The sequence below is a fragment of the Brachybacterium sp. UNK5269 genome (assembly GCF_049266655.1).
Classification (GTDB): Bacteria; Actinomycetota; Actinomycetes; order Actinomycetales; family Dermabacteraceae; genus Brachybacterium.
This window is the reverse complement of record NZ_CP184883.1, coordinates 3,106,671-3,128,452: the sequence shown is the minus strand read 5'-3', so window position 1 is coordinate 3,128,452 and position 21,782 is coordinate 3,106,671. Positions and strand designations below refer to the sequence as shown.

The window sequence follows — 21,782 nt, the reverse complement described above, 5'->3', positions numbered from 1 at the left end:
CGACGCCCCCGGCGACGCCCGCTCAGCCGCCGACGCTCGCCCCGCCCGCGTCGCTCGCCCCGCCCGCGTCGGAGGCCCCGGCCGGAGGGGCGATGCTCATGTCGGTGACCCGCCAGCGCTCGCCGTCCCAGGCCATCTGCGCCACCAGCACCCCGGAGACCTCCGCCAGCTCGGTGGCCTGCAGGTTCGGGTCGTCCACCAGGATCGACGCGTCCTGGGTGAACTCGGCGACGGCGACGCCGGTCGCGGGCGGCTCCCCGGTGCCGTCGAAGCTCGTCGCATGCACGTGGAAGGCGCCGTCGACGAGGTAGCCGCCCTGGGCGGCGAGCACCTCGGCGTTGCCGAGGAACGTCACGCAGACCTGGCAGTTGGGATCCACGGAGTTCTCCCACACGGAGACGTCGCCGCTGCTCATCATGTAGTCGTAGGACTCGAGCAGGTACGTCAGCGTGGCCTGGGCGCCCTCGGCGCTCTGCGCGGTCATCCCGGCCGGTTCCTCGGGACGGGGCAGGTCCGGCTGCGGCGGCTGCTCGGCAGGGTCCGCCGTCGGCCGGTTCTCGGGGTTCTCGACCGCCTGCTCCTCGGGGCCCGGCCCCAGCAGCTGGCCGATCCCGATCACGCCGACGGGGACCACCAGCATGAGCGCGAGCGCGATGACGATGAGGCGCTGGACGGGACGTTTCACCCGCCCCACGGTAGACGACGCCCCCTCCCCGGCCCGGGCACGGGTGGTGCGTCCCACCCGCAGCGCAGCGCCCCGTCGCCGGCCCGTCGGCCGCGGGAGCCGCACCCCGTCGGAAGTCTGATGCCCGGTGTCGGGTGGAAAGCCTATGCTTCCCAGGTCGCCTGCGCGCCTGTCCCTCGCGGCCGACCTCATCGGAAGGAACGACGACGTGACCCTGCTGCGCTTGGTGCTGGGCGCCCTGAAGCCGTACTGGGCGTGGGTGCTGCTGGTGGTGATCTTCCAGATCGCGGGGGTGCTGGCGGCGCTCTACCTGCCCACCCTCAACGCCGACATCATCGACGACGGCGTGGCCAAGGCGGACGTCCCGGTGATCTGGGAGCTCGGGCGGATCATGATCGCCATCTCCTTCGGCAACATCATCGCGCTGGTCGCGGCCAACTTCTTCGCGGCCCGCTCCGCGATGAAGGTCGGCCGGGACCTGCGCTCGACGGTGTTCGCGCGGGTCAGCGCCTTCTCCCCGCGGGAGATGGGCCAGATCGGCACCCCCTCGCTGATCACCCGCTCGACCAATGACGTCCAGCAGGTGCAGATGCTGGTGTTCTTCTCGCTGAACATGCTGGTGCAGGCGCCCGTCACCGGCATCGGCGGGGTGATCCTGGCGCTGCGGGTGGAGCCGGGGATGGCCTGGCTGATCGCGGTGATGGTGCCGGTGATGCTGGTGGCCGTCGGCATCCTGATCGCCAGGGCGGCCCCGCTGTTCAAGCAGATGCAGGGGAAGATCGACGACATCAACGGCGTGCTGCGCGAGCAGATCACCGGCATCCGGGTGCTGCGCGCCTTCGTGCGGGAGGACCGCGAGCGGGAGCGCTACGGCGTGGTCAACGACCAGCTCACGGACCTGAACCGCCGGATCGGGCTGCTGATGATCCTCATCAACCCGATCATCATGTTCATCCTGAACCTCTCCAGCGTGGCGGTCCTCGCGGTGGCCGCGCCCCGCATCGACGCCGGGCAGATGGAGGTCGGCTCGATCACCGCCTTCATCGCCTACCTGATGCAAATCCTCATCGCGGTGATGATGGCGACCTTCATGACCATGATGATCCCCCGCGCGATGGTCTCGGCCGACCGCATCACCGAGGTGCTGGAGACCGAGACCAGCGTGGTCCAGCGCACCGACGGCATCCGCGCGCTGGAGGGACCGATCGAGCTCACCTTCGAGGACGTCTCCTTCACCTACCCCGGCGCCGAGCGGCCGGTGCTCGAGCACATCTCCTTCACCGCCCGCGAGGGCCAGACCGTCGCGATCATCGGCGGCACCGGCGCCGGCAAGACCACCCTGATCTCCCTGGTGCCGCGACTGATGGACGCCACCGAGGGCCGGGTGCTGATCAACGGCCACGACGTGCGCGACCTGGATGCGCGGGTGCTCTGGGACCGGGTGGGCCTGGTCCCGCAGCGGCCCTTCCTGTTCTCCGGCACGGTCGGCTCGAACCTGCGGTTCGGAGATCCGGCGGCCGACGAGCAGGAGCTGTGGCACGCGCTGACCGTCGCCCAGGGCCGGGACTTCGTCGCCGCCATGCCCCAGCAGCTGGACTCGCCGATCGCCCAGGGCGGCACCAACGTCTCCGGCGGTCAGCGCCAGCGGCTGTGCATCGCCCGCGCGCTCGCCGCGAAGCCCTCGCTCTACCTGTTCGACGACTCCTTCAGCGCGCTCGACCTCACCACCGACGCGAAGGTGCGCGCCGCCCTGGTGCCGGAGACCCGCCGGGCGCTGATGCTGATCGTCGCCCAGCGCGTCTCGACCATCACCACCGCCGACCTGATCCTGGTGCTGGACCACGGCCGGATCGTCGGTCAGGGCACCCACGCCGAGCTGCTGGAGAGCTCGCAGACCTACCAGGAGATCGTCCGCTCGCAGGGCGTCGAGGAGGAGGTGGCCTGATGACTGCTCACGACGGGACGTCCCGCCACGGCACCGACCAGCCGGCCCCGGCCGCGACCGCTGCCGGCCCGGACGCCGGCACCCCGGCCGGCACCCCGACCCCCGCCCCCGCCGCTGCGGCCGCCGGCGGCGCCACCCCGGCCACCACCGCCGCGCCCGCCACCGAGGTCACCGCCGGGGACGAGGCGAAGACCGCGGCCGAGATCGCCTCCGAGAAGGAGGCCGAGCGGGGACTGCGCCCCGGGCAGAGCGCGAAGAACTTCTGGCCCTCCACCAAGCGCCTGATCCGCGAGATCGGTCCGGAGCGGAAGTTCCTGCTCGGCGCGATCCTGCTCGGCGTGATCTCGGTGGCGTTCAGCGTCGTCGGCCCCCGCATCCTGGGCCGCGCCACCGACATCATCTTCACCGGCCTGCTCAGCAAGAACCTGCCCGCGGGCGCGGATCCGGCCGACGTCATCGCCCAGCTGCGCGCCGACGGCGAGGAGCAGTTCGCGGACATGCTCTCGGGGATGACCCTCACCCCCGGCGTGGGCATCGACTTCACCGCGCTCTACCAGACCCTGGGTCTGGCCGTCGGCCTCTTCGCCGTCTCGGCGCTGCTGATGTGGCTGCAGGGGCTGGCCCTGAACCGGATCATCGTGCGGATGGTCCACCGCCTGCGCCGCGATGTGGAGGAGAAGCTGCACCAGCTGCCGCTGGCCTACTTCGACCGGATGAAGCGCGGGGAGATCCTCTCCCGGGTCACCAACGACATCGACAACATCCAGAACACCCTGATGAACACCGTCACGGGCCTGGTGAACTCGATCCTCATGGTGATCGGGGTGCTGGTGATGATGCTGACCATCTCCTGGCAGCTCTCGCTCATCGCCCTGGCGGTGATCCCGGTGGCGCTGGTGCTCACCGGCGTGGTCGGCTCCCGCGCGCAGAAGCTGTTCGCCCAGCAGTGGGACGCCACCGGCGTCGTGAACTCCGAGGTCGAGGAGGCCTACACCGGCCACGCCCTGGTGACCGTCTTCGGCCGCCGGGACGAGGTCGCCGCCCGCTTCGAGGAGCACAACCAGAACCTGTTCCGGGCCACCTTCGGCGCCCAGTTCGTGTCCTCGCTGATCATGCCGCTGATGATGTTCGTGGGGAACCTGTCCTACGTCGCCGTGGCGATCGTCGGCGGCCTGCGGATCATCTCCGGCCAGCTCACCCTGGGCGACGTGCAGGCCTTCATCCAGTACTCGCGCCAGTTCACCCAGCCCCTGTCCCAGGTCGCCTCGATGGCCACCATGCTGCAGTCCGGCGTGGCCAGCGCCGAGCGGGTCTTCGAGCTGCTGGACGCCGAGGAGCAGGAGCCCGAGACCACGCTCGACACCGCCGCGGCCGGGATCCGCGAGGGCCGCGTCGAGTTCGAGCACGTGCGCTTCTCCTACACCCCCGAGCGCGAGCTGATCCGCGACCTGTCCCTGGTCGCCGATCCCGGGCACACGGTCGCGATCGTCGGCCCCACCGGCGCCGGCAAGACCACGCTGGTGAACCTGGTGATGCGGTTCTACGAGGTCGACGGGGGCCGCATCACGATCGACGGCATCGACATCCGCGATCTCACCCGCGCCCAGCTGCGCGAGCGCACCGGGATGGTCCTCCAGGACACCTGGCTGTTCAAGGGCTCCCTGATGGAGAACATCCGCTACGGCCGCCTGGACGCCACCGACGAGGAGGTCATCGAGGCCGCCCGCGCCACCCACGTCGACGACTTCGCCCGGCAGCTGCCGGACGGCTACGACACCGTCGTCGACGACGACGAGACCTCGCTGTCGGCCGGCGAGAAGCAGCTGATGACCATCGCCCGCGCCTTCCTGGCCCGGCCCAGCCTGCTGATCCTCGACGAGGCCACCTCCAGCGTCGACACCCGCACCGAGGTGCTCGTCCAGCAGGCCATGAACCGGCTGCGCGAGGGCCGCACCAGCTTCGTCATCGCCCACCGCCTCTCGACGATCCGCGACGCGGACCTGATCCTGGTGATGGAGGACGGCGACATCGTCGAACAGGGCGACCACGAGCAGCTGCTCGCCCACGACGGCGCCTACGCCCGGCTGTACCGCTCCCAGTTCGAGGGTGCGGCGGTGGACCTGGACGCCGAGGACGGCTCCTCCGCCGATGGCGCGGAGGACGAGGTGCCCACCACGACCGGCCCGCTGGCGCTCGGCAGCTGAGCTCAAGGGCGGCGGCGTTGAGTCATCCGACACCACCCCGCCGCCCGCTTGTTTTCATGCAGAGCCCTGAATACTATTCATCGGTGACTTCCCCTCGACCCCGTCGGCGCACCCTGCTGCGCGCCGCCCCCTGGCCCTGGCCGCGGCCGCGCTGACCCCGGTGCTGGCCTCCTGCACCCGCGCCTCCGAGCGCCTGGACGCCGAGTCCGACGCGGTGCCCGTGGTGGACCTCGCCGGCATCGCCGAGGTCCCCGAGATCGCCGCCCTGGTCCCGGCCGAGCTGCGCGAGCGCGGCGAGCTGGTCAACGGCGCCGCCCTGAACTACGCGCCGGGCGAGTTCGTCGGCTCCACCGGCGAGGCCATCGGCTACGACATCGACCTGTTCGACGCCATCGGGCGGGTGCTGGGCCTCGCCACCCGCACCGAGGCCGCGGTGTTCGCGCAGATCATCCCCGCCGTCGGCGCCACCTACGACGTCGGGATCTCCAGCTTCACGATCAACGAGGAGCGCCTGGAAGCGGTGAGCATGGTGTCCTACTTCCAAGCGGGCATCTCCTACGCCGTCAGAGCGGGCAACCCCTTCGAGATCGATCCCGAGCAGCTCTGCGGCAAGCGGGTCGCCCTGCAGGTGGGGACCTACCAGGAGGAGCTGTCCATCGAGCGCTCCCAGGAGTGCCGGGACCAGGGCGAGCCCGCCTACGACCTGCTGGCCTACGCCTCGAACTCCGATGCGGCCACCAACGTCGCGGGCGGCAAGGGTGACATCCTCATGGCCGACTCCCCGGTGACCGCCTACGCCATCGCCCGCTCCCGCGGGACGCTCGAGGCGATCGGCGAGATCGAGGAATCGGCGCTGAACGGCATCGTCGTCGCCAAGGACCAGCCCGAGCTGGCCGAGGCCCTCCGCGCCGCCGTCCAGCACCTCATCGACTCCGGCCACATGGAGCGGATCCTCGCTGCATGGGGCAACGAGACCGGCATGATCCCGACCGCGGAAGTGAACCCCCAGCCGTGACCACCACGAAGACCCCCGCCCCGTCCGCCGCGGCCGACGGGTACACGCCCATCCGCGCGAAGGAGGCGCCGCGCCCCGGCACCTGGATCTCCGCCGTGATCGTGGCGCTGCTGACCCTCGCCCTGGTGAACTTCCTGGCCACCAACCCGGTCCTCGAATGGGGCACCGTGGCCACCTACATCCTGGACATCAAGGTGGTCCAGGGCGTCGGCTGGACGCTGCTGCTGACGGTGCTGTCGATGGTGCTCGGCACGGTGGTGGCGCTGACCGCCGCGATCATGCGCCGCAGCGAGAACCCGGTGCTGCGGGGGGTGTCCTGGGCGTACATCTTCGTCTTCCGCGGGATCCCGGTGTACACCCAGCTGGTGTTCTGGGGCCTGTTCACCGTGATCGTCCCCAAGCTCGTGATCGGGGTGCCCTTCGGGCCGGAGCTGCTGAGCTTCTCCACCCGCGACCTGCTCACCGCCTTCTGGGCGGCCGTCATCGGGCTGGGGCTGAACGAGGGCGCCTACCTCGCCGAGATCATCCGCTCGGGCCTGAACTCCGTGGACCGCGGCCAGACCGAGGCCTCCAAGGCGCTGGGCATGAGCAACGGCCAGATCCTGCGCCGCATCGTGGTCCCGCAGGCGATGCGCGTGATCGTCCCGCCGCTGGGCAACGAGACCATCGGCATGCTCAAGACCACCTCGCTGGTGCTCGCGGTGCCGTTCACCCTCGACCTCACCTTCGCCACCAACGGCATCGCCAACAAGCTGTTCGCCCCCATCCCGCTGCTGATCGTCGCGGCCCTGTGGTACCTCGCGATCACCAGCGTGCTGATGGTCGGCCAGCACTACCTGGAGAAGTACTTCGGGCGCGGCTTCGACGACCGCACCCCGGCCGCGAAGGGCGGCGGCCGCTCCCGGCAGGCCGCGGTCAACAGCGCCGGCACCACCCCGCAGAACCCGCTCCCGGAGGTGGAGCTGTGATGACCCAGAACCCCGACGCCCCCCTGGCCCCCGCGCCCCGCCCAGACCAGGCGGCATCCCGCACCGTCATCGAGGTCGCCGGCGTCCACAAGTCCTTCGGCGCCCTGCACGTGCTGAGGGACTGCGACCTCACCGTCCGCGCCGGCGAGGTGGCCGTGCTGGTGGGCCCCTCGGGCTCCGGCAAGTCCACGCTGCTGCGCTGCATCAACCAGCTCGAGGAGCCGAGCGCGGGCCGCGTGCTGATCGACGGGGTGGTGCAGGGCTACCAGCCCGATCCGCTGCCCGACGGCCGCTGGCAGAAGCTCTCCTCGGTGCAGATCGCCGCCCAGCGCTCCCGCATCGGCATGGTCTTCCAGCGCTTCCACCTCTTCCCCCACCTCACCGCGCTCGGCAACGTGATGGAGGCGCCGGTGCAGGTGCGCGGCCTGCCCAAGGCCGTGGCCGAGAAGAAGGCCCGCGAGCTGCTGGACCGGGTGGGCCTGGCAGACCGCGCCGACCACTACCCCTCGGAGCTCTCCGGGGGCCAGCAGCAGCGCGTCGCCATCGCCCGGGCGCTCGCGATGGACCCCGAGCTGATGCTGTTCGACGAGCCCACCAGCGCCCTGGACCCGGAGCTGGTCTCCGAGGTGCTCGCGGTGCTCAAGGACCTCGCGGCCGACGGGATGACCATGGTCGTGGTCACCCATGAGATGGGCTTCGCCCGCGAGGTCGCCGACCAGGTGGTGTTCATGGACGAGGGCCGGATCCTCGAGCGCGGCACCCCCGAGCAGGTCATCGACCACCCGCGCTCCGAGCGGCTGCAGGAGTTCCTCGCCTCAGTGCTGTGACCTCCGGGCCGGCGGCGCTCCCGCCGCAGGGGCCCGCCGAGCACGAGCAGGGCGCCCCGCGATCAGGCGGTGCGCCCTGCTCGTCCCTGCCCCGACGGCGCGGCGTCCTTCCCCCAGGCGCGGCGCCTTCCCCCCAGGCGTGGCTGCGCCCTCAGGCGGCGGGGATCTCGAACTCGGCGCTGAACTCGGGGACGATGGTGTCCGAGCCGAGCACCTTCATCTCCTCCCGGATGTAGCTGCCCGTGAGCACATCGCTCGTGGTCCCGACGTAGACCGGGACATAGCCGGAGGCTTCGCCCTCGCTGCGCGGGGCCCCGTCGAAGTACTGGTACCCGGCGGCGGCGACCTCGCCGTCGGCGGTGCCCGTGTAGTCCGCGAGCTCGCCGTCGGAGTCGATGTAGAAGCTGGACTGGCTGAGGACGCCCCCGAACTTGTCCCCGGGCACCACGGACACCTCGAGGTAGACCATCTCGCCATCGGGGTTGTCGACGGACTCGTAGTACTCGGTGGGCATGTCCCGCACCGCGGAGACCACCGTGATCACGTCACCGGTCTCCTCATCGGTGAACTCCGCACCGATCTCCACCACGGCATTCTCCCCGCCGGTCGGGTCCTCCGCACCGCCGGCGTCCGAGGCGCCCCCGGCCTCGGCGATCTCGGTGTCGTCGTCCGCGGGCTCCTCGGCAGGCTCCTCCGCCGGCGCCTCCTCGGTGGTCTTCTCCACCGCGGCAGGGTCCTCCTGCGGCGTCTCCTCGGCGCCTCCGCAGGCGGTCAGGGCGATCATCGTGGCAGCGGCCAGTGCAGCGGCACGGCCGAGAACGGTCTTCGTCATGGTGTCCCCTCAAGTTCGATGCGAGCCGTCACGGTCGTGAGGCCCTCAGGCGAGATGTCAGCCGATCCGCCTCGGCATCCCGATGGCGTCCGCTGTCGTCAGGGACACTACTGACGGGTTGCCCGGGCGGCGATGGGGAGCACTCCCCATCGAACTCTCCGGCACGCCGGCCGATGCGAGACAGTCCGGCATGCGTCGGCGGCTGCCGGAAGCACGGCATCCGCCGGCAGGACCGCCGGGACGAGGACGCCGGCGGTGCGGTGCGAGCCCGGCGCCGCGGCTCCCACCGAAGCGGGGTGCGACCTCGGAAGCGATGTACATCATGTACATCATGTACATCGTCTGCGCGGAAGACGGGTCGTCCGGCGAGGTCCGACCGCTCAGGTCGACCGCGTGGGTCGACTGCGCAGGCGGCCAGGGTGTGCCGGGTCAGGGCCGCGGGCCCGCCTCAGCGGCTCCGCCGCGGCCCGCTCACCACTCCAGGATCTGCCAGCGCTTCTTCTTCGCCACGGCGTACAGGCCCAGGTCGGGCGAGACGGCGGCCGGGGTGCCCACCAGGGACAGCCAGGCGGCGTCGGCGTGGGAGTCGCCGTACCCGTAGGAGGTGGACAGGTCGGCGCCGTGCTGGGCGGCGTACTTGCGCAGCCAGTTGGCGCGGGCCTCGTCGACCAGCGGGGGAGTGGCCAGGAAGCCGCTCATCACCCCGGCGGCGTCCTCGTCCATATGGGTGGCCACGACCTCGTCGAACAGGTCGGCCAGCGGCGCGACCAGCAGGTCGAGGGCTCCGGAGACCAGCACGGTGCGGTGGCCGGCGGCGCGGTGGCGCTCGATGGTCTCGAGGGCCTCGGGCCGGACCGAGGCGCGGATCCGGCGCCCGGCCTCACCCTGCATGAGGGCGCGCAGCTCGTCCCCGCGGTAGCCCTTGTAGCGGCGGTTGACCAGGCGGATCAACTCCGAGCGGTCCCGCTTCTCGGCCCGCAGGTACCCGGGCACGGCCGCCGCCAGGCCGCCGATCTCGGCCGGCCAGGTGCGGCGGGGGCGGGTGGCACGGACCACCGAGAAGTACTGCTGGACGATGTTGGTGGCCAGCACCGTGCCGTCGAGGTCGAACACGGCCAGGGTGTGCTCGGAGGGCTTCAGCGCGGGGGTGGGCCGGGACTCCCGGCTGCGCTGGGCGGACTTCGCGCGGGAGTAGGCCTTGGTCAGGTCGGTGATGGCCGGCAGGTGCTGCGCGTGGAAGTACTCGTGCCAGTCGATGACCGTGATGTCGAAGTCGTGATCGGCCAGGAACTCCGGTGAGAGCTCCGCGCGCAGGGCGCGGGTGTTGGCGTCGTCGAAGACCATCTCGGTCTTGGTGTACTGCCGATACAGCTCGATGTACTTGCGCAGCATGGTCATCCCGGAGGTGGCCTTGTGCAGGCTCGAGGTCCACTCGCGGGTGCGCCTGGTGGCCGGCAGATAGGCGACCGCGGCGGCCCCCAGCTTGGCGGCCGCCTCCTTCGCCATGAAGCGCTGCTCGATCATCTCCACCGAGGGGAAGGACCACTCGGGCACCTCGATCGGGTTGCCCTCGTCGTCCTCCAGCGGCCGCTGCCCGAAGTACTCGCGCACCGCGCTGACCATCGCGTGGAACGGCAGCGGGTTGGAGGCACCGGAGACCACCTGGAAGTAGGCGTCGTCGCCACGGCGGGAGACCTCCTGGGTGGCCAGCGCCACGATCACGTTGACCACGTAGTCCACCGGGATCACGTCGAGGATCGAATCGGCCAGGACCGGGAACTCGGGCAGCACGCCGCGGGCGTAGGCCATGATCAGCGGGTCGGCGACCTTGAAGCCGTCGATCCAGCCCGGGAAGGGCTTGAGCATCGCGGACTCGATGATGGAGGGGCGCACGAAGGAGACCCGGTGACCGGCGTCGGCCCACATCTCCTCGGCCACCTGCTCGGCCATGGCCTTGGTGAAGGTGTAGATGTCGGTCCAGCCGACGGACTGGGCGCGGGTGCGGCCGAAGTCGACCAGGCGCTCGTCGACCCAGGCGCGGCGCGCCTCCTCGGAGGCCGCGGCCACGGCCTTGGGGCCCATCCGCCCGTCGCGCAGGGTGGCGCCGCGGATCTGCGAGCGCAGGGTCTCCGGCCGACGGGACTCGGCCTCGACCTGGGCGCGGGCCTCGATCGCCGCGTCGTACTCGGCGCGCCAGCTCACGTCGCTGCCCAGGCGTCCCTCCTGGCGCAGGCCCTTGGAGATGCCGCCGACGTAGGCGGTGGAGACGTGGATGACGTGCGGGTCCTGCCCGGAGTCCAGCAGCGCCTGGTAGAGGTTGCGGGCACCGCCGACGTTGGTGCGGAACGCCTCGTCGATCGGGGGGTCGAAGGAGACCGAGGAGGCGGAGTGGATGACCACGTCGAACGGCTCGGTGAGCGCGGGCATGTCGGTGAGGTCGCCCTCGAGCACCCCGACGCGCTCGTCGAAGATCGCCTTCAGCGCCGCCTTGCCGTCGGCCCCGTCGGCCGCCAGCTCCTTCGCCCAGGAGGAGAAGACGGGCTTGCGCAGCAGCTGCTCGAGGCGGGCCCGGCCGCTGAGCGTGCCCTTGGGGCGGATCACAGCGGTGACGTGGACGTGGGCGGTGGTCTCCAGCAGCGAGCGCAGCACGGCCTGGCCGAGGAACCCGGTCACGCCGGTCAGCAGGATCCTGCGGCGTCCGCCGGGGGTGCCGCCGGCGGTGGACTGAGCGGCAGGGGCGGTGCTGTGCGACATGGGATCCTCTGGGGACGGGTACGACAGGGGCGCGGGGCGGGGTTCACGGCGGCGCGTGACGTGCCGGGGAGGGGGCCACCGGGGGGCTTCCCCGCGCTGGTCAGGGCGGGGGCTAGTGTATCGTAGCCGCCATGCATAGGGCCCTGATCACCGGCGGCACCGCGGGTATCGGAGCCGCTTTCGCGACGGCTTTCGCCCGTCGGGGAACCGCCCTCGTGCTGGTCGCACGGAACCCCGAGCGGCTCGCGGAGTCCGCGGCCGCCCTGCGCCGCGAGCACGGTGTCGAGGTGGAGACGCTCGTCGCCGACCTCTCCGACCGCGACGCCCAGCAGCGGGTCGCCGACCGCCTCACCACCGACGTCGACCCCGTCGACGTCCTGGTCAACAATGCCGGCTTCTCGGTGCGGGCGAGCCTGCTCGAGGAGGACCTCACCCCGCACGACCTCGGCTTCGAGGTGATGGTGCGCTCCGTCCTGAAGCTGGGCGGCGCCGCCGGGCGCGGCATGTCGGCCCGCGGCCGGGGCTGGATCATCAACGTGGGCTCCGTCAGCGCACTGGTCACCCAGAACAACTACTCCGCCATCAAGGCCTGGGTGGGCAACTACTCGGAGTCGCTCGGCGTGCAGCTCGCCGGAACCGGGGTGCAGGTCACGGCGCTGATGCCGGGCTGGGTGCGCACCGAGTTCCACTCCCGCGCGGGCATCAAGGGCTCCTCGATCCCCGGCGTGCTGTGGCTGGACGCGGAACGCCTGGTCGAGGAGTGCCTGCGCGACGTCGCCCGCGGCAAGCCGGTCTCCATCCCCTCCAAGCGCTGGAAGCTGATCGCGGCGGTGCTGCGCACCATTCCGCGGGGCCTGGTCGCCCGCCTGAGCGCCCTGCTCAGCCATCGCCGCAACCGGGAGAAGTGATCGTGTGACGGACCAGGACGCTCCGCAGGACCGGTACCCGGGGGAGCAGGACCCCACCGAGGAGGACCCGACCGAGGAGGACCCCACCAGCGGCCCTCCCGGCAGCGGCTCCGCGCCCGACCAGTCCACGGGCGACGGCTCCACGGGCGGCCCTGATGCCGCGGGCGCCGCCGGCGACGACGGCGCGGCGGACGACGCCGCCCCCGAGGCCCCCGCCCGCTCGAGCGCCGGCCAGAGGGCCGACGAGCTCAAGCACCGCTCGAAGCGCTTCCTGGAGTCGCTGTCCGCCCGCTCCCGCGGCGAGGGCTGGGAAAAGCCCACCGGTGAGCTGGCCAAGTACCGCTCCACCGCCCGCTCGGCCCTGCGCTTCGTGCTGCAGCGAGTGGTCTTCCGCGGGGTGATCCGCGCGAACCTCACCGTCAGCGCGGTGGTCCACCGCCGGGTCCGCACCGTGCGCGGTCCCTTCGTGCTGGTCGCCAACCACTCCAGCCACATCGACGCCCCGATGCTCGCGCAGGGGCTGCCCTGGGCGCAGGCGCGCTTCCTGTCCACCGGCGTGGCCGCGGACTACTTCTTCACCGTCTGGTACCGGCGCCTGTTCGTGCGCCTGCTGTTCAACGCCTTCCCGGTCGACCGCGGCGGCAGCCGCACGCATGCGGGCACCTCGCGCCGGCTGCTGCGCGCCGGGGTCCCGATCCTGGTCTTCCCCGAGGGGACCCGCCAGCTGGACGGGAAGATGTCGGAGTTCAAGCCCGGCGCCGCGGCGCTCGCGATCGGGGTGGGGGTGCCCGTCGTGCCGGCCGCGATCATCGGCGCCCACGAGGCGATGCCCAAGGGCCGCAGCTGGCCGAAGAAGGGCCGCCCGCCCGTCGCCGTCGTGTTCGGCGAGCCGATGGTCGCCTACCTCGACGAGTCCGCGGTCGAGTTCTCGGCGCGCATCCAGGCCCGGGTCAGAGACCTGTACGACGAGCATCACGACGAGGTCCTGGGCAGCGCTGTCCGGGACGAGGAGGAATCCGCATGAGCGCATCCGTGAGCGCAGCAGAGGTCAAGCGCCACAAGTGGTGGGGCTGGGGCCTGGACGACGTCGCCTTCAACTGGCGCAACAAGCCCGGCTTCGCCCCGCTGGCCGCCGAGAAGATCGGCCTGGACCTGCGCACCATGCCCGACCCCGTCGAGCCCGACCTGTCACAGTTCGAGGTGCCCGCGGGCCGGCTCGCAGCCGCCCAGAGCGAGGCGCTGCGGGCGATCGTCGGCGCCGAGAACCTGCGCGACGACGACGAGTACCGCGTCGTGCACTCCTTCGGCCGCTCCCTCCCGGACCTGTTCCGCGTGCGCCACGGCGACTTCGCCCGGCTGGTCGACGCGGTGGTCTACCCGGCGGACGAGGAGGAGATCGCGGCGGTGCTGCGCCTGGTCCTCGAGCAGGACCTGGTGCTGATCCCCTACGGCGGCGGCTCCTGCATCTCCGGCTCCGTGACCCCGGAGGCCGACGAGCAGCGGCCGATCCTGTCCATGAACCTGGGGCGCCTGAACCGGGTCCTCGAGATCGACGACACCGCGGGCCTGGCCCGGGTCCAGGCCGGCCTCTACGGCCCGGACCTGGAGGAGCAGCTGAACGTCCTGGGCTGGACCATGGGCCACTTCCCGGACTCCTTCAACTACTCCACCGTCGGCGGCTGGGCGGCGACCCGCTCCTCGGGCATGCAGTCCGACAAGTACGGCGACATCGAGCAGATCGTGCGCGGCCTGCGGATGGTCCACCCCGAGGGCGTCGCGGTCACCAAGGCCATCCCCGGCCGCGACGCCGGGCCCAGCGTCCACGAGATGATCCTGGGCAGCGAGGGCCGCCTCGGCATCATCACCGAGTGCACCGTGCAGGTGCACCGCCAGGCCCCCGTGCGCCAGGTCATCGCCTACATGTACCCGGACTGGGAGCACGGCATCCGCGGCATGCACGCGATCGCCCGCTCCGAGGTCAAGCCCACCTTCACCCGCCTCTCCGACGGTCCCGAGACCCGCTTCAGCCTGGCCCTGGTCAAGGAGCCCACCTCGACCAAGGGCAAGCTGGCCGGCAAGGTGCAGGACGGCCTGTTCGCGTACCTGCGCGCCAAGGGCTGGGACACCACCGAGGAGATGTGCATCTCCTACGTGTGCTTCGAGGGCAGCAAGGAGCGCGTCGAGCGGGAGAAGGGGATCGTCAAGAAGATCGTCGCCGCCAACGGCGGGATCACGCTCGGGGCGGGCCCCGGCGCGGTCTACGACCAGAAGAAGTTCGACACCCCGTACCTGCGGGACTTCCTGCTGAACTACCAGGTCTTCGGCGACGTGTGCGAGACCGGCGCGAGCTGGTCGAAGCTCAACGAGGTCCACGCGAAGGTGTACGAGGCCTACGAGGCGGCGCGCGAGCGGGCCGGCGGCCCGGGCTTCATGTTCTGCCACATGTCGCACAGCTACCACGGGGGCGCGTGCCTCTACTTCACCTTCGCCTTCCCGTACACCAGCGACGAGACGGCGCTGCAGGAGTACCAGGACGCGAAGGACGCGGTCCAGCAGACCTTCGTGGACCTCGGCTCCGGCGTCTCCCACCACCACGGCGTGGGCATCGAGCACCGCCCGTGGATGGAGCAGGACATCACCGAGGTCGGTGCGCGGATGGTGCGCGGACTCTTCGCGGACAACGATCCCGGCCGCAACCTCAACCCCGGCAAGGTGCTGCTGCCCTGAGCAGGGCCCGACCCGGCGGCCGCGGTCGCCGCCCGAGCGAGCAGGGAGGGACGATGAGCGACGTCTGGGTGCTGCGGCACGGTGAGTCCACCGCCAACGTGGACGGGCTCATCGTCTCGCGGCCCACCGCCCGCGCCCTGCAGGAGGTGGGCCTGACCGAGCGGGGCCGCGAGCAGGCCCGGGCCGCGGCCCGGCAGGCGCGCGAGCTGGGCCTGGGATCCGGCGCCCTGATCGTCTCGAGCGACTTCGCCCGCGCCCGCGAGACCGCCGAGGAGTTCGCCCGCGGGCTGGGGGCCGCCGCCCCGCAGCTGGAGGCACGACTGCGCGAGCGCAGCTTCGGCCGTCACGACGAGGGCCCCGCGAGCGCCTACGCCGGCATCTGGGCGATCGACCGCGAGCGCGGCACCCACGACGGCGAGGTCGAGCAGGTCGCCGCCGTCGCCGAGCGGGTGCTCGCGGTGCTGCGGGAGGCCGACGATGCCGCCGGGGCGGCGCCCATCGTGCTCGTCGCCCACGGCGACGTGCTGCAGATCGCGCTCGCGCTCGGCGAGGGCCGCGACCCCCACGACCACCGCGCGGTGCCCCACCTCGGCAATGCGGAGCTGCGCCGGCTCGGCACGGCCCGCGAGCTGCTGTCCTCATGAGCACCACCCCCGCCGCGCAGCTGGTCCTGGTGGTGCGCGGGGATCGGGAGGCCGCGCGCGCCGCGGTCGAGGAGTTCTTCGTCGGCCACGGCTGGCGCCCCCGCGAGCGCGGCGTCGGCCGCATCGACTACGAGCGCGGCCGCCGCCGCCGCACCATTCTGCTCGGCGCGCTGGCCGGACGGCGCTTCTTCCTCACCGCACAGATCGAGCTGCGCGAGACGGACGCCGCGACCGACGTCCGCTACCGCTGGGGCCTCGGCGCGGGGCTCGCCCTCGGCGGCGCTCTGGGGCGGCGCCGCGCCGACCAGGTGCACGCGGAGACGGCCGCCGCCCTCGAGCGGCACCTCGAGGCCTCCGGGCTCCTGATCCGCTCCCGCCGCCGCTGAGCGGGGGGCCCGGCACGAGAACAGGCTCCCTCGCCGTTGAAGGAGCCCGCGCTCGACCCTAGTCGCGATGCGCTGAGAAGCAGATCACATCCCGGTCACGTTTCCGCGCCCGCTCACGACCGGCGCGGTCCCCGGTCCCCGACGCCCCGCGGCGGCCGAGCCGGTGCCCGCGGCGGCCGGGCCGGTGCGCGGCCCGCGCCTGCCCCTACGATGGCCAGAGCGCCCGAACGGGCGATCCAGCACGTGACCAGCGAAGAGACGAAGGGCTGTTATGACACTGCGCATCGCCGTGTTCGGCGAGAACCGGCACGAGAAGGTCGACCCGAAGGTCCAGGAGATCTACCCCGAGGGCATGCACACCGTGATCGCCGAAGGGCTGCGGGAGTCGCTCGCGGCCGACGGCGTCGACGCCGAGGTGCGCATCGCGCTGCTCGACGACATCGAGGAGTCCCTCTCCGAGGAGGCCCTGGCCACGACCGACGTGCTCACCTGGTGGGGCCATATGGCGCACGACGACGTCCCCGACGAGATCGCCGCCCGGGTGGTGCGCCGCGTCCATGAGGGCATGGGCCTGCTCCCGCTGCACTCGGCCCACTACTCCAAGCCCTTCAAGGCACTCATGGGCACCACCTGCAACCTGCTGTGGCGCAACGAGGGCGAGGAGGAGCGGGTGTGGACCGTCAACGGCTCCCACCCCATCGCCCGCGGCGTCCCCCATCCGATCGTCATCCCCGCGCAGGAGATGTACGGCGAGATGTTCGACATCCCCGCCCCCGACGAGCTGGTGTTCGTCTCCTCCTTCGCCGGGGGAGAGGTGTTCCGCTCGGGCGCCGCCTTCCGCCGCGGCAAGGGGAAGGTCTTCTACTTCAGCCCCGGCGATCAGGAGTACCCGGTCTACCGCCAGGCGGAGATCCGCCGGGTGCTCGCCAACGCCGTGGTCTGGGCCCGGCCCGAGGAGCGGGACGCCGCCGAGGTGAAGATCGCCAACGCCCCCCGCGACTGGTTCCGCGGCGAGGGCGAGGAGGCCATCACCCGTGTCATCTGATCTCGCCGCGCAGCAGGGCACCGACACCTCCGCCGCCCCGGCCCCGGCGCCCCGGCTGACCGGCTTCCCGCGCCTGCCCGCCGACCGCCCCGCCCGGGTGGTGGTGGTCGGCGCCGGCGCCATGGGTAGCTGGTGGGCGCGCGAGGTCGCCGCGAGCGCCGTCGCCGAGCTGGTGGGCGTGGCGGACCTGGTCGACGGCGCCGCGCAGCGCGTCATCGACCAGTCCGGCACCCCGGCGCCGGCATCCGTGCGCACCGGCACCGACGGCGTGGACCTGGCCCTGGAGCTGGGCGCGGACCTGATCGTGGACCCGACCGTCCCGGTCGCGCACCACCCGGTCACCGTCAAGGCGCTGCACGCCGGGATCCCGGTGCTCGGCGAGAAGCCGGTCACCGAGACCCTGCCCGAGGCGCTGAGCCTGGTCGCGCACGCCGAGCTGACCGGGGTGCCGTTCATGGTCTCCCAGTCCCGGCGCTTCTTCCGGCAGGTGCGGCAGCTGCGGGCCTTCGTCGCCTCGCACGGGCCGACGGTGATGACCAGCGCCTTCTTCTCCCTGTTCGTCGAGCACGACGGCTACCGCCGCAGCCAGCGGCATCCGCTGCTGCGGGACATGGGCATCCACGCCTTCGACACCGCCCGGTACATCACCGACGCGGACCCGGTCGCGGTCACCGCGGTCGGGGCGCGGCCGGACTGGAGCGTGTACTCCCACGACGCCACCGTCAGCGCCACCTTCGAGATGTCCGACGGCTCGCTGTTCGCCTACCACGGCAGCTGGAACGCCCGCGGGCTGCCGACCTGGTGGAACGGCGAATGGCGGATCGGCGCCCAGCGCGGCTCGGCAACCTGGGACGGCACCGGGGCACCGCTGCTCGGGACCGAGGACGAGGAGGAGACCGCGCGCCTGCAGGCGGCGGTCGCGGCCGAGAGCGCGCCGGAGCCCGACCAGATCGCCGCCTCCCTGGTCGAGTTCGTCAGCGCCCTGCGCGAGGGCCGCACCCCCATGTGCGAGGTCCACGAGAACGTGCTCAGCTTCGCCATGGTCGAGGCGGCCGTGGCCTCGGTCGAGCGGGGGCAGCGGGTGGAGATCGACGAGCTGCTCGAGCAGGCCCGGTCCGAGGCGATCGCCGCCGAGGCCGACCCGGCGGCCCGGGAGCTCCTGCAGTCCTGGACCTCGGTGCGCGAGGCGCTCGCCGCCGGGCAGTGATCGCTCCGGTCCCGGCCGCGGTGATCGCGCGGCCGGGACCGGGCGGGATCACCACGCCCACCGTCCGGGAGCGGGCACGACGAAGCCCCCCACCGGTTCGCGTCAGCGATGGTGAGGGGCTTCGATCCGAAGTGCGCCCGGAGGGATTCGAACCCCCAACCTTCTGATCCGTAGTCAGATGCTCTATCCGTTAAGCTACGGGCGCCTGCCGACCAAACCGACCTGACCTACTCTAACGGCCCTCCCGGATCGGCGCCAATCCGCGGGCCATGACCCTGCTCACAGGGCGGTCGGCCGGCCGGCCGGGACCGTCACCAGCTCGGGGGCTGCGGCGGCCGACCGTCCTCGCCGGGCCGGTCCCAGGGCCGGCCGGCCTGATCCTGCGGCCCGCCGGGCTGCGTCCACGGCTGCCCGCCGGGCTGCGGTGCGGGCGGCGGGGAGGCCTGGCCCCACTGCTGCCCGCCGGGCTGCGGCGCGGGCGGCGGGGAGGCCTGGCCCCACTGCGGGCCCTGCGGCGCCGCCGGGCCGGCCGGGGGCACGGCGGTGGCGCCGGAGTAGCCGCCGGGCATCCCGGCGGGGCCGGAGCGGCCCTTGCCGCGGCGCGCGCGGATCACGAAGAAGGCCACCGCCGCCAGCAGGAGCAGCAGCAGGAAGCCGAGCACCAGCACCACCAGCACGACGACGATCCAGGGGAAGCCGCCGGCCTCGGCGCGGATGTCGACGCCCTGGGCGAACTCGTCGATGTCGGTGAAGGTGACGGAGTTGCCGTCGATCTGGCCGCCGGAGGACTCGATGATCGCGCCGGGGAAGGTGAAGGTCATCCGGAAGTCGATGCCGAGGCCGCCGGCACCCATCCCGCCGGTGACGTCGTCGACCTCCTCGCCGGAGGACATGACCAGGTGGAACTCGCCGTCCTGCTCGGTGAGCTCGACACCGGTGCCGAAGTTGTCGCTGCTCATCACGCCGGTGACGCGGCAGCCCAGCTGCCCGCCCTCCTCGTACGGCTCGACGGTGGGGGCGGCCTCGCCGCTGACCCCGAGCTCGCCCTGCGCGTCCGTGCAGAGATCCTCCGCGGAGTCGTAGATGCCCTCGAGGAACTCGGCGTCCACCGCGAAGTCGTAGGAGACGTTGATGGTGTCGACGTCCTGGATCTCCATGTCGGCATGGAACTTCCCGCATCCTGCGAGCACCATCAGGAAGGGCAGCAGGAGGAGGGCGGCGAGTCGGCGCCGCGTCGAGATGCTGGTCATGGTGCCCCTGTCGGGTCGTGCGCGGGCGTCCGGTGACGCCGCGGAAGTGGTCCTGGCCAGGGTACTCGGGCGGGCGCCGGCGCGCGGTGGGGAGAACTCCCCATGCGTCGGCCGGGCGACGGCTACTTCCAGAACATGAGGATGCCGCCGCCGACCATCAGCACGCCGAAGCCGACGGCGAGGTTCCAGTCCCCGATGGGCAGGGGCAGCATGCCGCTCGACAGGTAGTAGGTGACCAGGTAGAGCAGCCCGATGATGAGCAGGGTGACCGCGGTGGGGGCGAGCCAGGCGGGGTTCTGCCCGGCGGCCGCGACCCGACGACCGGTGGTGCGGGCGCTCTCCGCGGCGGCCGCCTTCCTCGCCGAGGTGGACCGGGTGGAGTCCTTCGCCTGCTCGGTGACATCGCCGCCCGGGGTCGTCGGGGTCTTCCGGCTCGGCGTCGCCCCAGCCGCACCCGCGGCCTTCCTGGCGACCGGGTCCTTCGCGAGCGCGTCGCCGGCGCTCGGTTCGTCCGTCGCCCGGGTGGCCTTCGCGTTCGACGCCGCCCCGGCGGACGGCTTCTTCCTGCTCCTGGCCATGAAACGGTGCTCCTCGACGCGGCCCGACGTGCGGAAGATCCGCACGAGCCCGCGGCTGCGGACTGTGGCCTAGGGTAATGGGCGTCGACCGAGGGTGCGAAGTGAGGAGCGGCCATGGACGCCGAGGGCATCGACCCCGTCCCCGCGACCTCGCGCCGCCGGGGCCGGATCGGCGTGGTGCTGGTGATGGTGCTCTGCGGGCTGCTGTTCGCGACCACCGCCCGCCTCTCGGCCGGGGGCTCCATCCGCGACGAGAGCAGCGACGTCGCCGGGGTGCTCGCCGACCGCGGCCGCACCATCGAGCTGCTCGCCGAGGAGAACGCGCAGAAGCGGGCCGAGATCGAGCAGCTGCGCGGTCAGGGCGACGGGGCGGCGACGGCCGAGAGCACCGAGCAGGTCGCCCAGGCCGTCGGCCTCAGCGAGGTCTCCGGACCGGCGCTGCGGGTCACCCTCACCGACGCCCCCAGCAGCGCGCAGGGATCGATCCCGAACGCCGACGCCAACGACCTGGTGGTCCATCAGCAGGACCTCGAGTCCTACATCAACGCGCTGTGGGCGGGCGGGGCCGAGGCGATGATGCTGCAGGACCAGCGCGTGGTCAACGGCAGCGCCTTCCGCTGCGCCGGCAACACCCTGCTGCTCGAGGGCCGGGTCTACTCCCCGCCCTTCGTGATCACCGTGATCGGTCCGGTCGAGGAGATGAGCGCCGCGCTCGACGCGGATCCCGGCGTCCAGGTCTATCGGGAGTGGGTGGACCATGTGGGGCTGGGCGAGAAGGTCGAGACGGTCGGGACGACGACGCTGCCCGCCTTCGTCGGCTCCCTCACGCTCGACGCCGCGACCGTCGCGGACGCCGCATGAGCCGGACCCCGCCCCGTCGGCGCGGCGCCTCGCGGCGCGCAGGGCTCGGCGGCGTCGCGGGTGTGCTCGGGGAGCTGCTGCTCACCGCCGGCGTCCTGCTGCTGCTGTTCCTGGTGTGGCAGCTGTGGTGGACCGACGTGATCGCCGACCGCGAGCAGACCGGCATCGTGCAGTCCCTCCAGCAGGACTGGGGGGAGGTCGACGGCGAGCGCGTGGCACCCCGCCAGGACGGCCCGCCGCCGGTGCCGGAGGTGGCCGGCGAGACCATGGTCTTCGGCACGATGCACGTGCCCGCCTTCGACCGCGTCGAGTTCCCGCTCGCGGAGGGCGTCGGCCTCGCCGACGTGCTCGACGTCAAGGGCGCCGGGCACTACCCGCAGACCGCCCTGCCGGGACAGGTCGGCAACTTCTCGGCGGCCGGGCACCGCAACACCTACGGGCGGGTCTTCGAGGACATCGCCCGGCTCGAGCCGGGGGACCCGATCGTGGTCGAGACCGCCGAGGCCTTCTACGTCTACGAGGTCACCGAGGCACTGATCGTCCAGCCGAGCGACGTCGAGGTGATCGCGCCGACGCCGGGGCGGCCCGGCGTCGAGCCCACCGCGCGGATGCTGACCCTGACCGCCTGCCATCCGATGTTCTCGGCCCGGGAGCGCTACATCGTCCACGCCGAGTTCGCCTACTGGACGGACCGGGCCGACGGGATCCCCGAGGCCCTCGCGACCGCGGCGGGCGCCGCCGCCGGGGAGGGGCGCTGATGTACGCCTGGCTGTTCCGCCGCCTGCCCGGCCCGCTGTGGGCCCGGGTGCTGATCGCGGCCGTCGTGCTCGCGGGGATCGTGGTGGTGCTGTTCGGCTGGGTGTTCCCGGCGATCGCGCCCCATCTGCCCTTCGACGACGCGCCGGTGGGCGCCGCCGCGGTGACGGCGCCGCCGCGGTGACGGGGC

General features: G+C 72.3%; 20 protein-coding genes and 1 tRNA gene. 15 read left to right on the top strand and 6 right to left on the bottom strand.

What is annotated here, in order from left to right; genetic code table 11:
* Window positions 1–22: 22 nt before the first annotated feature.
* Window positions 23–685, bottom strand: a complete 663-nt coding sequence (locus tag ACOJUI_RS14600; protein ID WP_422115661.1) for a DUF6318 family protein — start codon at window positions 683–685, stop codon at window positions 23–25.
* A 208-nt stretch (window positions 686–893) separates the two neighbouring features.
* Between ACOJUI_RS14600 and ACOJUI_RS14595 the strand changes: the two genes are divergently transcribed.
* The 5 genes from ACOJUI_RS14595 (at window position 894) to ACOJUI_RS14575 (ending at window position 7,644) form a co-directional block, all read left to right on the top strand.
* Window positions 894–2,630, top strand: coding sequence for an ABC transporter ATP-binding protein (locus ACOJUI_RS14595; protein WP_422115660.1), 1,737 nt, complete (start codon window positions 894–896; stop codon window positions 2,628–2,630).
* Window positions 2,630–4,834, top strand: a complete 2,205-nt coding sequence (locus tag ACOJUI_RS14590; protein WP_422115659.1) for an ABC transporter ATP-binding protein — start codon at window positions 2,630–2,632, stop codon at window positions 4,832–4,834. Before ACOJUI_RS14595 ends, ACOJUI_RS14590 begins: the two co-directional genes overlap by 1 nt.
* A gap of 160 nt (window positions 4,835–4,994) precedes the next feature.
* Window positions 4,995–5,849: an ABC transporter substrate-binding protein gene (locus tag ACOJUI_RS14585; protein WP_422115658.1), complete on the top strand. Its 855-nt coding sequence runs from the start codon at window positions 4,995–4,997 to the stop codon at window positions 5,847–5,849.
* Complete coding sequence (locus ACOJUI_RS14580; RefSeq protein ID WP_422115657.1) at window positions 5,846–6,817, top strand: amino acid ABC transporter permease; 972 nt, start codon at window positions 5,846–5,848, stop codon at window positions 6,815–6,817. The genes ACOJUI_RS14585 and ACOJUI_RS14580 overlap by 4 nt, the downstream gene beginning before the upstream one ends.
* A complete protein-coding gene (locus ACOJUI_RS14575) occupies window positions 6,817–7,644 on the top strand; it encodes an amino acid ABC transporter ATP-binding protein (protein WP_422115656.1) in 828 nt (275 codons plus the stop codon). The genes ACOJUI_RS14580 and ACOJUI_RS14575 overlap by 1 nt, the downstream gene beginning before the upstream one ends.
* Before the next feature lie 151 nt (window positions 7,645–7,795).
* Here ACOJUI_RS14575 and ACOJUI_RS14570 read toward each other — a convergent pair whose 3' ends face one another.
* Together ACOJUI_RS14570 and ACOJUI_RS14565 are read right to left on the bottom strand one after the other, a co-directional pair.
* Window positions 7,796–8,476, bottom strand: a complete 681-nt coding sequence (locus ACOJUI_RS14570; RefSeq protein WP_422115655.1) for a hypothetical protein — start codon at window positions 8,474–8,476, stop codon at window positions 7,796–7,798.
* 471 nt (window positions 8,477–8,947) lie between these two features.
* Window positions 8,948–11,230 carry an HAD-IB family hydrolase gene (locus ACOJUI_RS14565; RefSeq protein WP_422115654.1) on the bottom strand — a complete coding sequence of 761 codons (2,283 nt, stop codon included), beginning with the start codon at window positions 11,228–11,230 and terminating at the stop codon, window positions 8,948–8,950.
* Between the two features lie 131 nt (window positions 11,231–11,361).
* Here ACOJUI_RS14565 and ACOJUI_RS14560 point away from each other — a divergent pair, with 131 nt between their 5' ends.
* From ACOJUI_RS14560 to ACOJUI_RS14530, 7 genes are all read left to right on the top strand, one after another.
* Entirely contained in the window at window positions 11,362–12,138 is a 777-nt protein-coding gene (locus ACOJUI_RS14560; RefSeq protein WP_422115653.1) for an SDR family NAD(P)-dependent oxidoreductase, read from the top strand.
* Window positions 12,139–12,142: 4 nt separating this feature from the next.
* Window positions 12,143–13,162: a lysophospholipid acyltransferase family protein gene (locus ACOJUI_RS14555; RefSeq protein WP_422115652.1), complete on the top strand. Its 1,020-nt coding sequence runs from the start codon at window positions 12,143–12,145 to the stop codon at window positions 13,160–13,162.
* Window positions 13,159–14,865, top strand: a complete 1,707-nt coding sequence (locus tag ACOJUI_RS14550) for an FAD-binding oxidoreductase (protein ID WP_422115651.1) — start codon at window positions 13,159–13,161, stop codon at window positions 14,863–14,865. The genes ACOJUI_RS14555 and ACOJUI_RS14550 overlap by 4 nt, the downstream gene beginning before the upstream one ends.
* 53 nt (window positions 14,866–14,918) lie before the next feature.
* Complete coding sequence (locus ACOJUI_RS14545; protein WP_422115650.1) at window positions 14,919–15,509, top strand: histidine phosphatase family protein; 591 nt, start codon at window positions 14,919–14,921, stop codon at window positions 15,507–15,509.
* Complete coding sequence (locus tag ACOJUI_RS14540; protein WP_422115649.1) at window positions 15,506–15,895, top strand: hypothetical protein; 390 nt, start codon at window positions 15,506–15,508, stop codon at window positions 15,893–15,895. The genes ACOJUI_RS14545 and ACOJUI_RS14540 overlap by 4 nt, the downstream gene beginning before the upstream one ends.
* Window positions 15,896–16,166: 271 nt before the next feature.
* A complete protein-coding gene (locus ACOJUI_RS14535) occupies window positions 16,167–16,940 on the top strand; it encodes a ThuA domain-containing protein (RefSeq protein ID WP_422115648.1) in 774 nt (257 codons plus the stop codon).
* Window positions 16,930–18,147 (top strand): Gfo/Idh/MocA family protein, encoded by a 1,218-nt coding sequence (locus ACOJUI_RS14530; RefSeq protein ID WP_422115647.1) that lies wholly within the window; start codon window positions 16,930–16,932, stop codon window positions 18,145–18,147. The genes ACOJUI_RS14535 and ACOJUI_RS14530 overlap by 11 nt, the downstream gene beginning before the upstream one ends.
* Window positions 18,148–18,279: 132 nt before the next feature.
* Here ACOJUI_RS14530 and ACOJUI_RS14525 read toward each other — a convergent pair.
* The 3 genes from ACOJUI_RS14525 to ACOJUI_RS14515 form a co-directional block, all read right to left on the bottom strand.
* A tRNA-Arg gene (locus ACOJUI_RS14525) sits at window positions 18,280–18,352 on the bottom strand.
* Window positions 18,353–18,458: 106 nt separating this feature from the next.
* On the bottom strand, window positions 18,459–19,397 hold the full coding sequence (locus ACOJUI_RS14520) for an LppM family (lipo)protein (RefSeq protein WP_422115646.1): 939 nt from the start codon (window positions 19,395–19,397) through the stop codon (window positions 18,459–18,461).
* Window positions 19,398–19,519: 122 nt separating this feature from the next.
* Entirely contained in the window at window positions 19,520–19,975 is a 456-nt protein-coding gene (locus ACOJUI_RS14515) for a cell division protein CrgA (protein WP_422115645.1), read from the bottom strand.
* Between the two features lie 114 nt (window positions 19,976–20,089).
* On the opposite strand from ACOJUI_RS14515, the gene ACOJUI_RS14510 reads away from it, so the two are divergent.
* Genes ACOJUI_RS14510 through ACOJUI_RS14500 form a run of 3 tightly spaced genes read left to right on the top strand, consistent with a single transcriptional unit; the run spans window position 20,090 to window position 21,776 of the window.
* The gene (locus ACOJUI_RS14510; RefSeq protein ID WP_422115644.1) at window positions 20,090–20,836 is read left to right on the top strand and encodes a DUF881 domain-containing protein; all 747 of its coding nucleotides are present in this window, start codon (window positions 20,090–20,092) and stop codon (window positions 20,834–20,836) included.
* Window positions 20,833–21,594: a class E sortase gene (locus ACOJUI_RS14505; RefSeq protein WP_422115643.1), complete on the top strand. Its 762-nt coding sequence runs from the start codon at window positions 20,833–20,835 to the stop codon at window positions 21,592–21,594. The genes ACOJUI_RS14510 and ACOJUI_RS14505 overlap by 4 nt, the downstream gene beginning before the upstream one ends.
* A complete protein-coding gene (locus tag ACOJUI_RS14500) occupies window positions 21,594–21,776 on the top strand; it encodes a hypothetical protein (protein ID WP_422115642.1) in 183 nt (60 codons plus the stop codon). The genes ACOJUI_RS14505 and ACOJUI_RS14500 overlap by 1 nt, the downstream gene beginning before the upstream one ends.
* The last annotated feature ends 6 nt before the right edge of the window (window positions 21,777–21,782 follow it).

Coding starts and splice junctions, on each gene's coding strand:
- ACOJUI_RS14590 (WP_422115659.1), top strand. CDS start 2,630: ATGACTGCTCACGACGGGACGTCCCGCCACGGCACCGACCAGCCGGCC.
- ACOJUI_RS14575 (WP_422115656.1), top strand. CDS start 6,817: ATGACCCAGAACCCCGACGCCCCCCTGGCCCCCGCGCCCCGCCCAGAC.
- ACOJUI_RS14570 (WP_422115655.1), bottom strand. CDS start 8,476: ATGACGAAGACCGTTCTCGGCCGTGCCGCTGCACTGGCCGCTGCCACG.
- ACOJUI_RS14565 (WP_422115654.1), bottom strand. CDS start 11,230: ATGTCGCACAGCACCGCCCCTGCCGCTCAGTCCACCGCCGGCGGCACC.
- ACOJUI_RS14560 (WP_422115653.1), top strand. CDS start 11,362: ATGCATAGGGCCCTGATCACCGGCGGCACCGCGGGTATCGGAGCCGCT.
- ACOJUI_RS14550 (WP_422115651.1), top strand. CDS start 13,159: ATGAGCGCATCCGTGAGCGCAGCAGAGGTCAAGCGCCACAAGTGGTGG.
- ACOJUI_RS14545 (WP_422115650.1), top strand. CDS start 14,919: ATGAGCGACGTCTGGGTGCTGCGGCACGGTGAGTCCACCGCCAACGTG.
- ACOJUI_RS14540 (WP_422115649.1), top strand. CDS start 15,506: ATGAGCACCACCCCCGCCGCGCAGCTGGTCCTGGTGGTGCGCGGGGAT.
- ACOJUI_RS14535 (WP_422115648.1), top strand. CDS start 16,167: ATGACACTGCGCATCGCCGTGTTCGGCGAGAACCGGCACGAGAAGGTC.
- ACOJUI_RS14520 (WP_422115646.1), bottom strand. CDS start 19,397: ATGACCAGCATCTCGACGCGGCGCCGACTCGCCGCCCTCCTCCTGCTG.
- ACOJUI_RS14515 (WP_422115645.1), bottom strand. CDS start 19,975: ATGGCCAGGAGCAGGAAGAAGCCGTCCGCCGGGGCGGCGTCGAACGCG.
- ACOJUI_RS14510 (WP_422115644.1), top strand. CDS start 20,090: ATGGACGCCGAGGGCATCGACCCCGTCCCCGCGACCTCGCGCCGCCGG.
- ACOJUI_RS14505 (WP_422115643.1), top strand. CDS start 20,833: ATGAGCCGGACCCCGCCCCGTCGGCGCGGCGCCTCGCGGCGCGCAGGG.
- ACOJUI_RS14500 (WP_422115642.1), top strand. CDS start 21,594: ATGTACGCCTGGCTGTTCCGCCGCCTGCCCGGCCCGCTGTGGGCCCGG.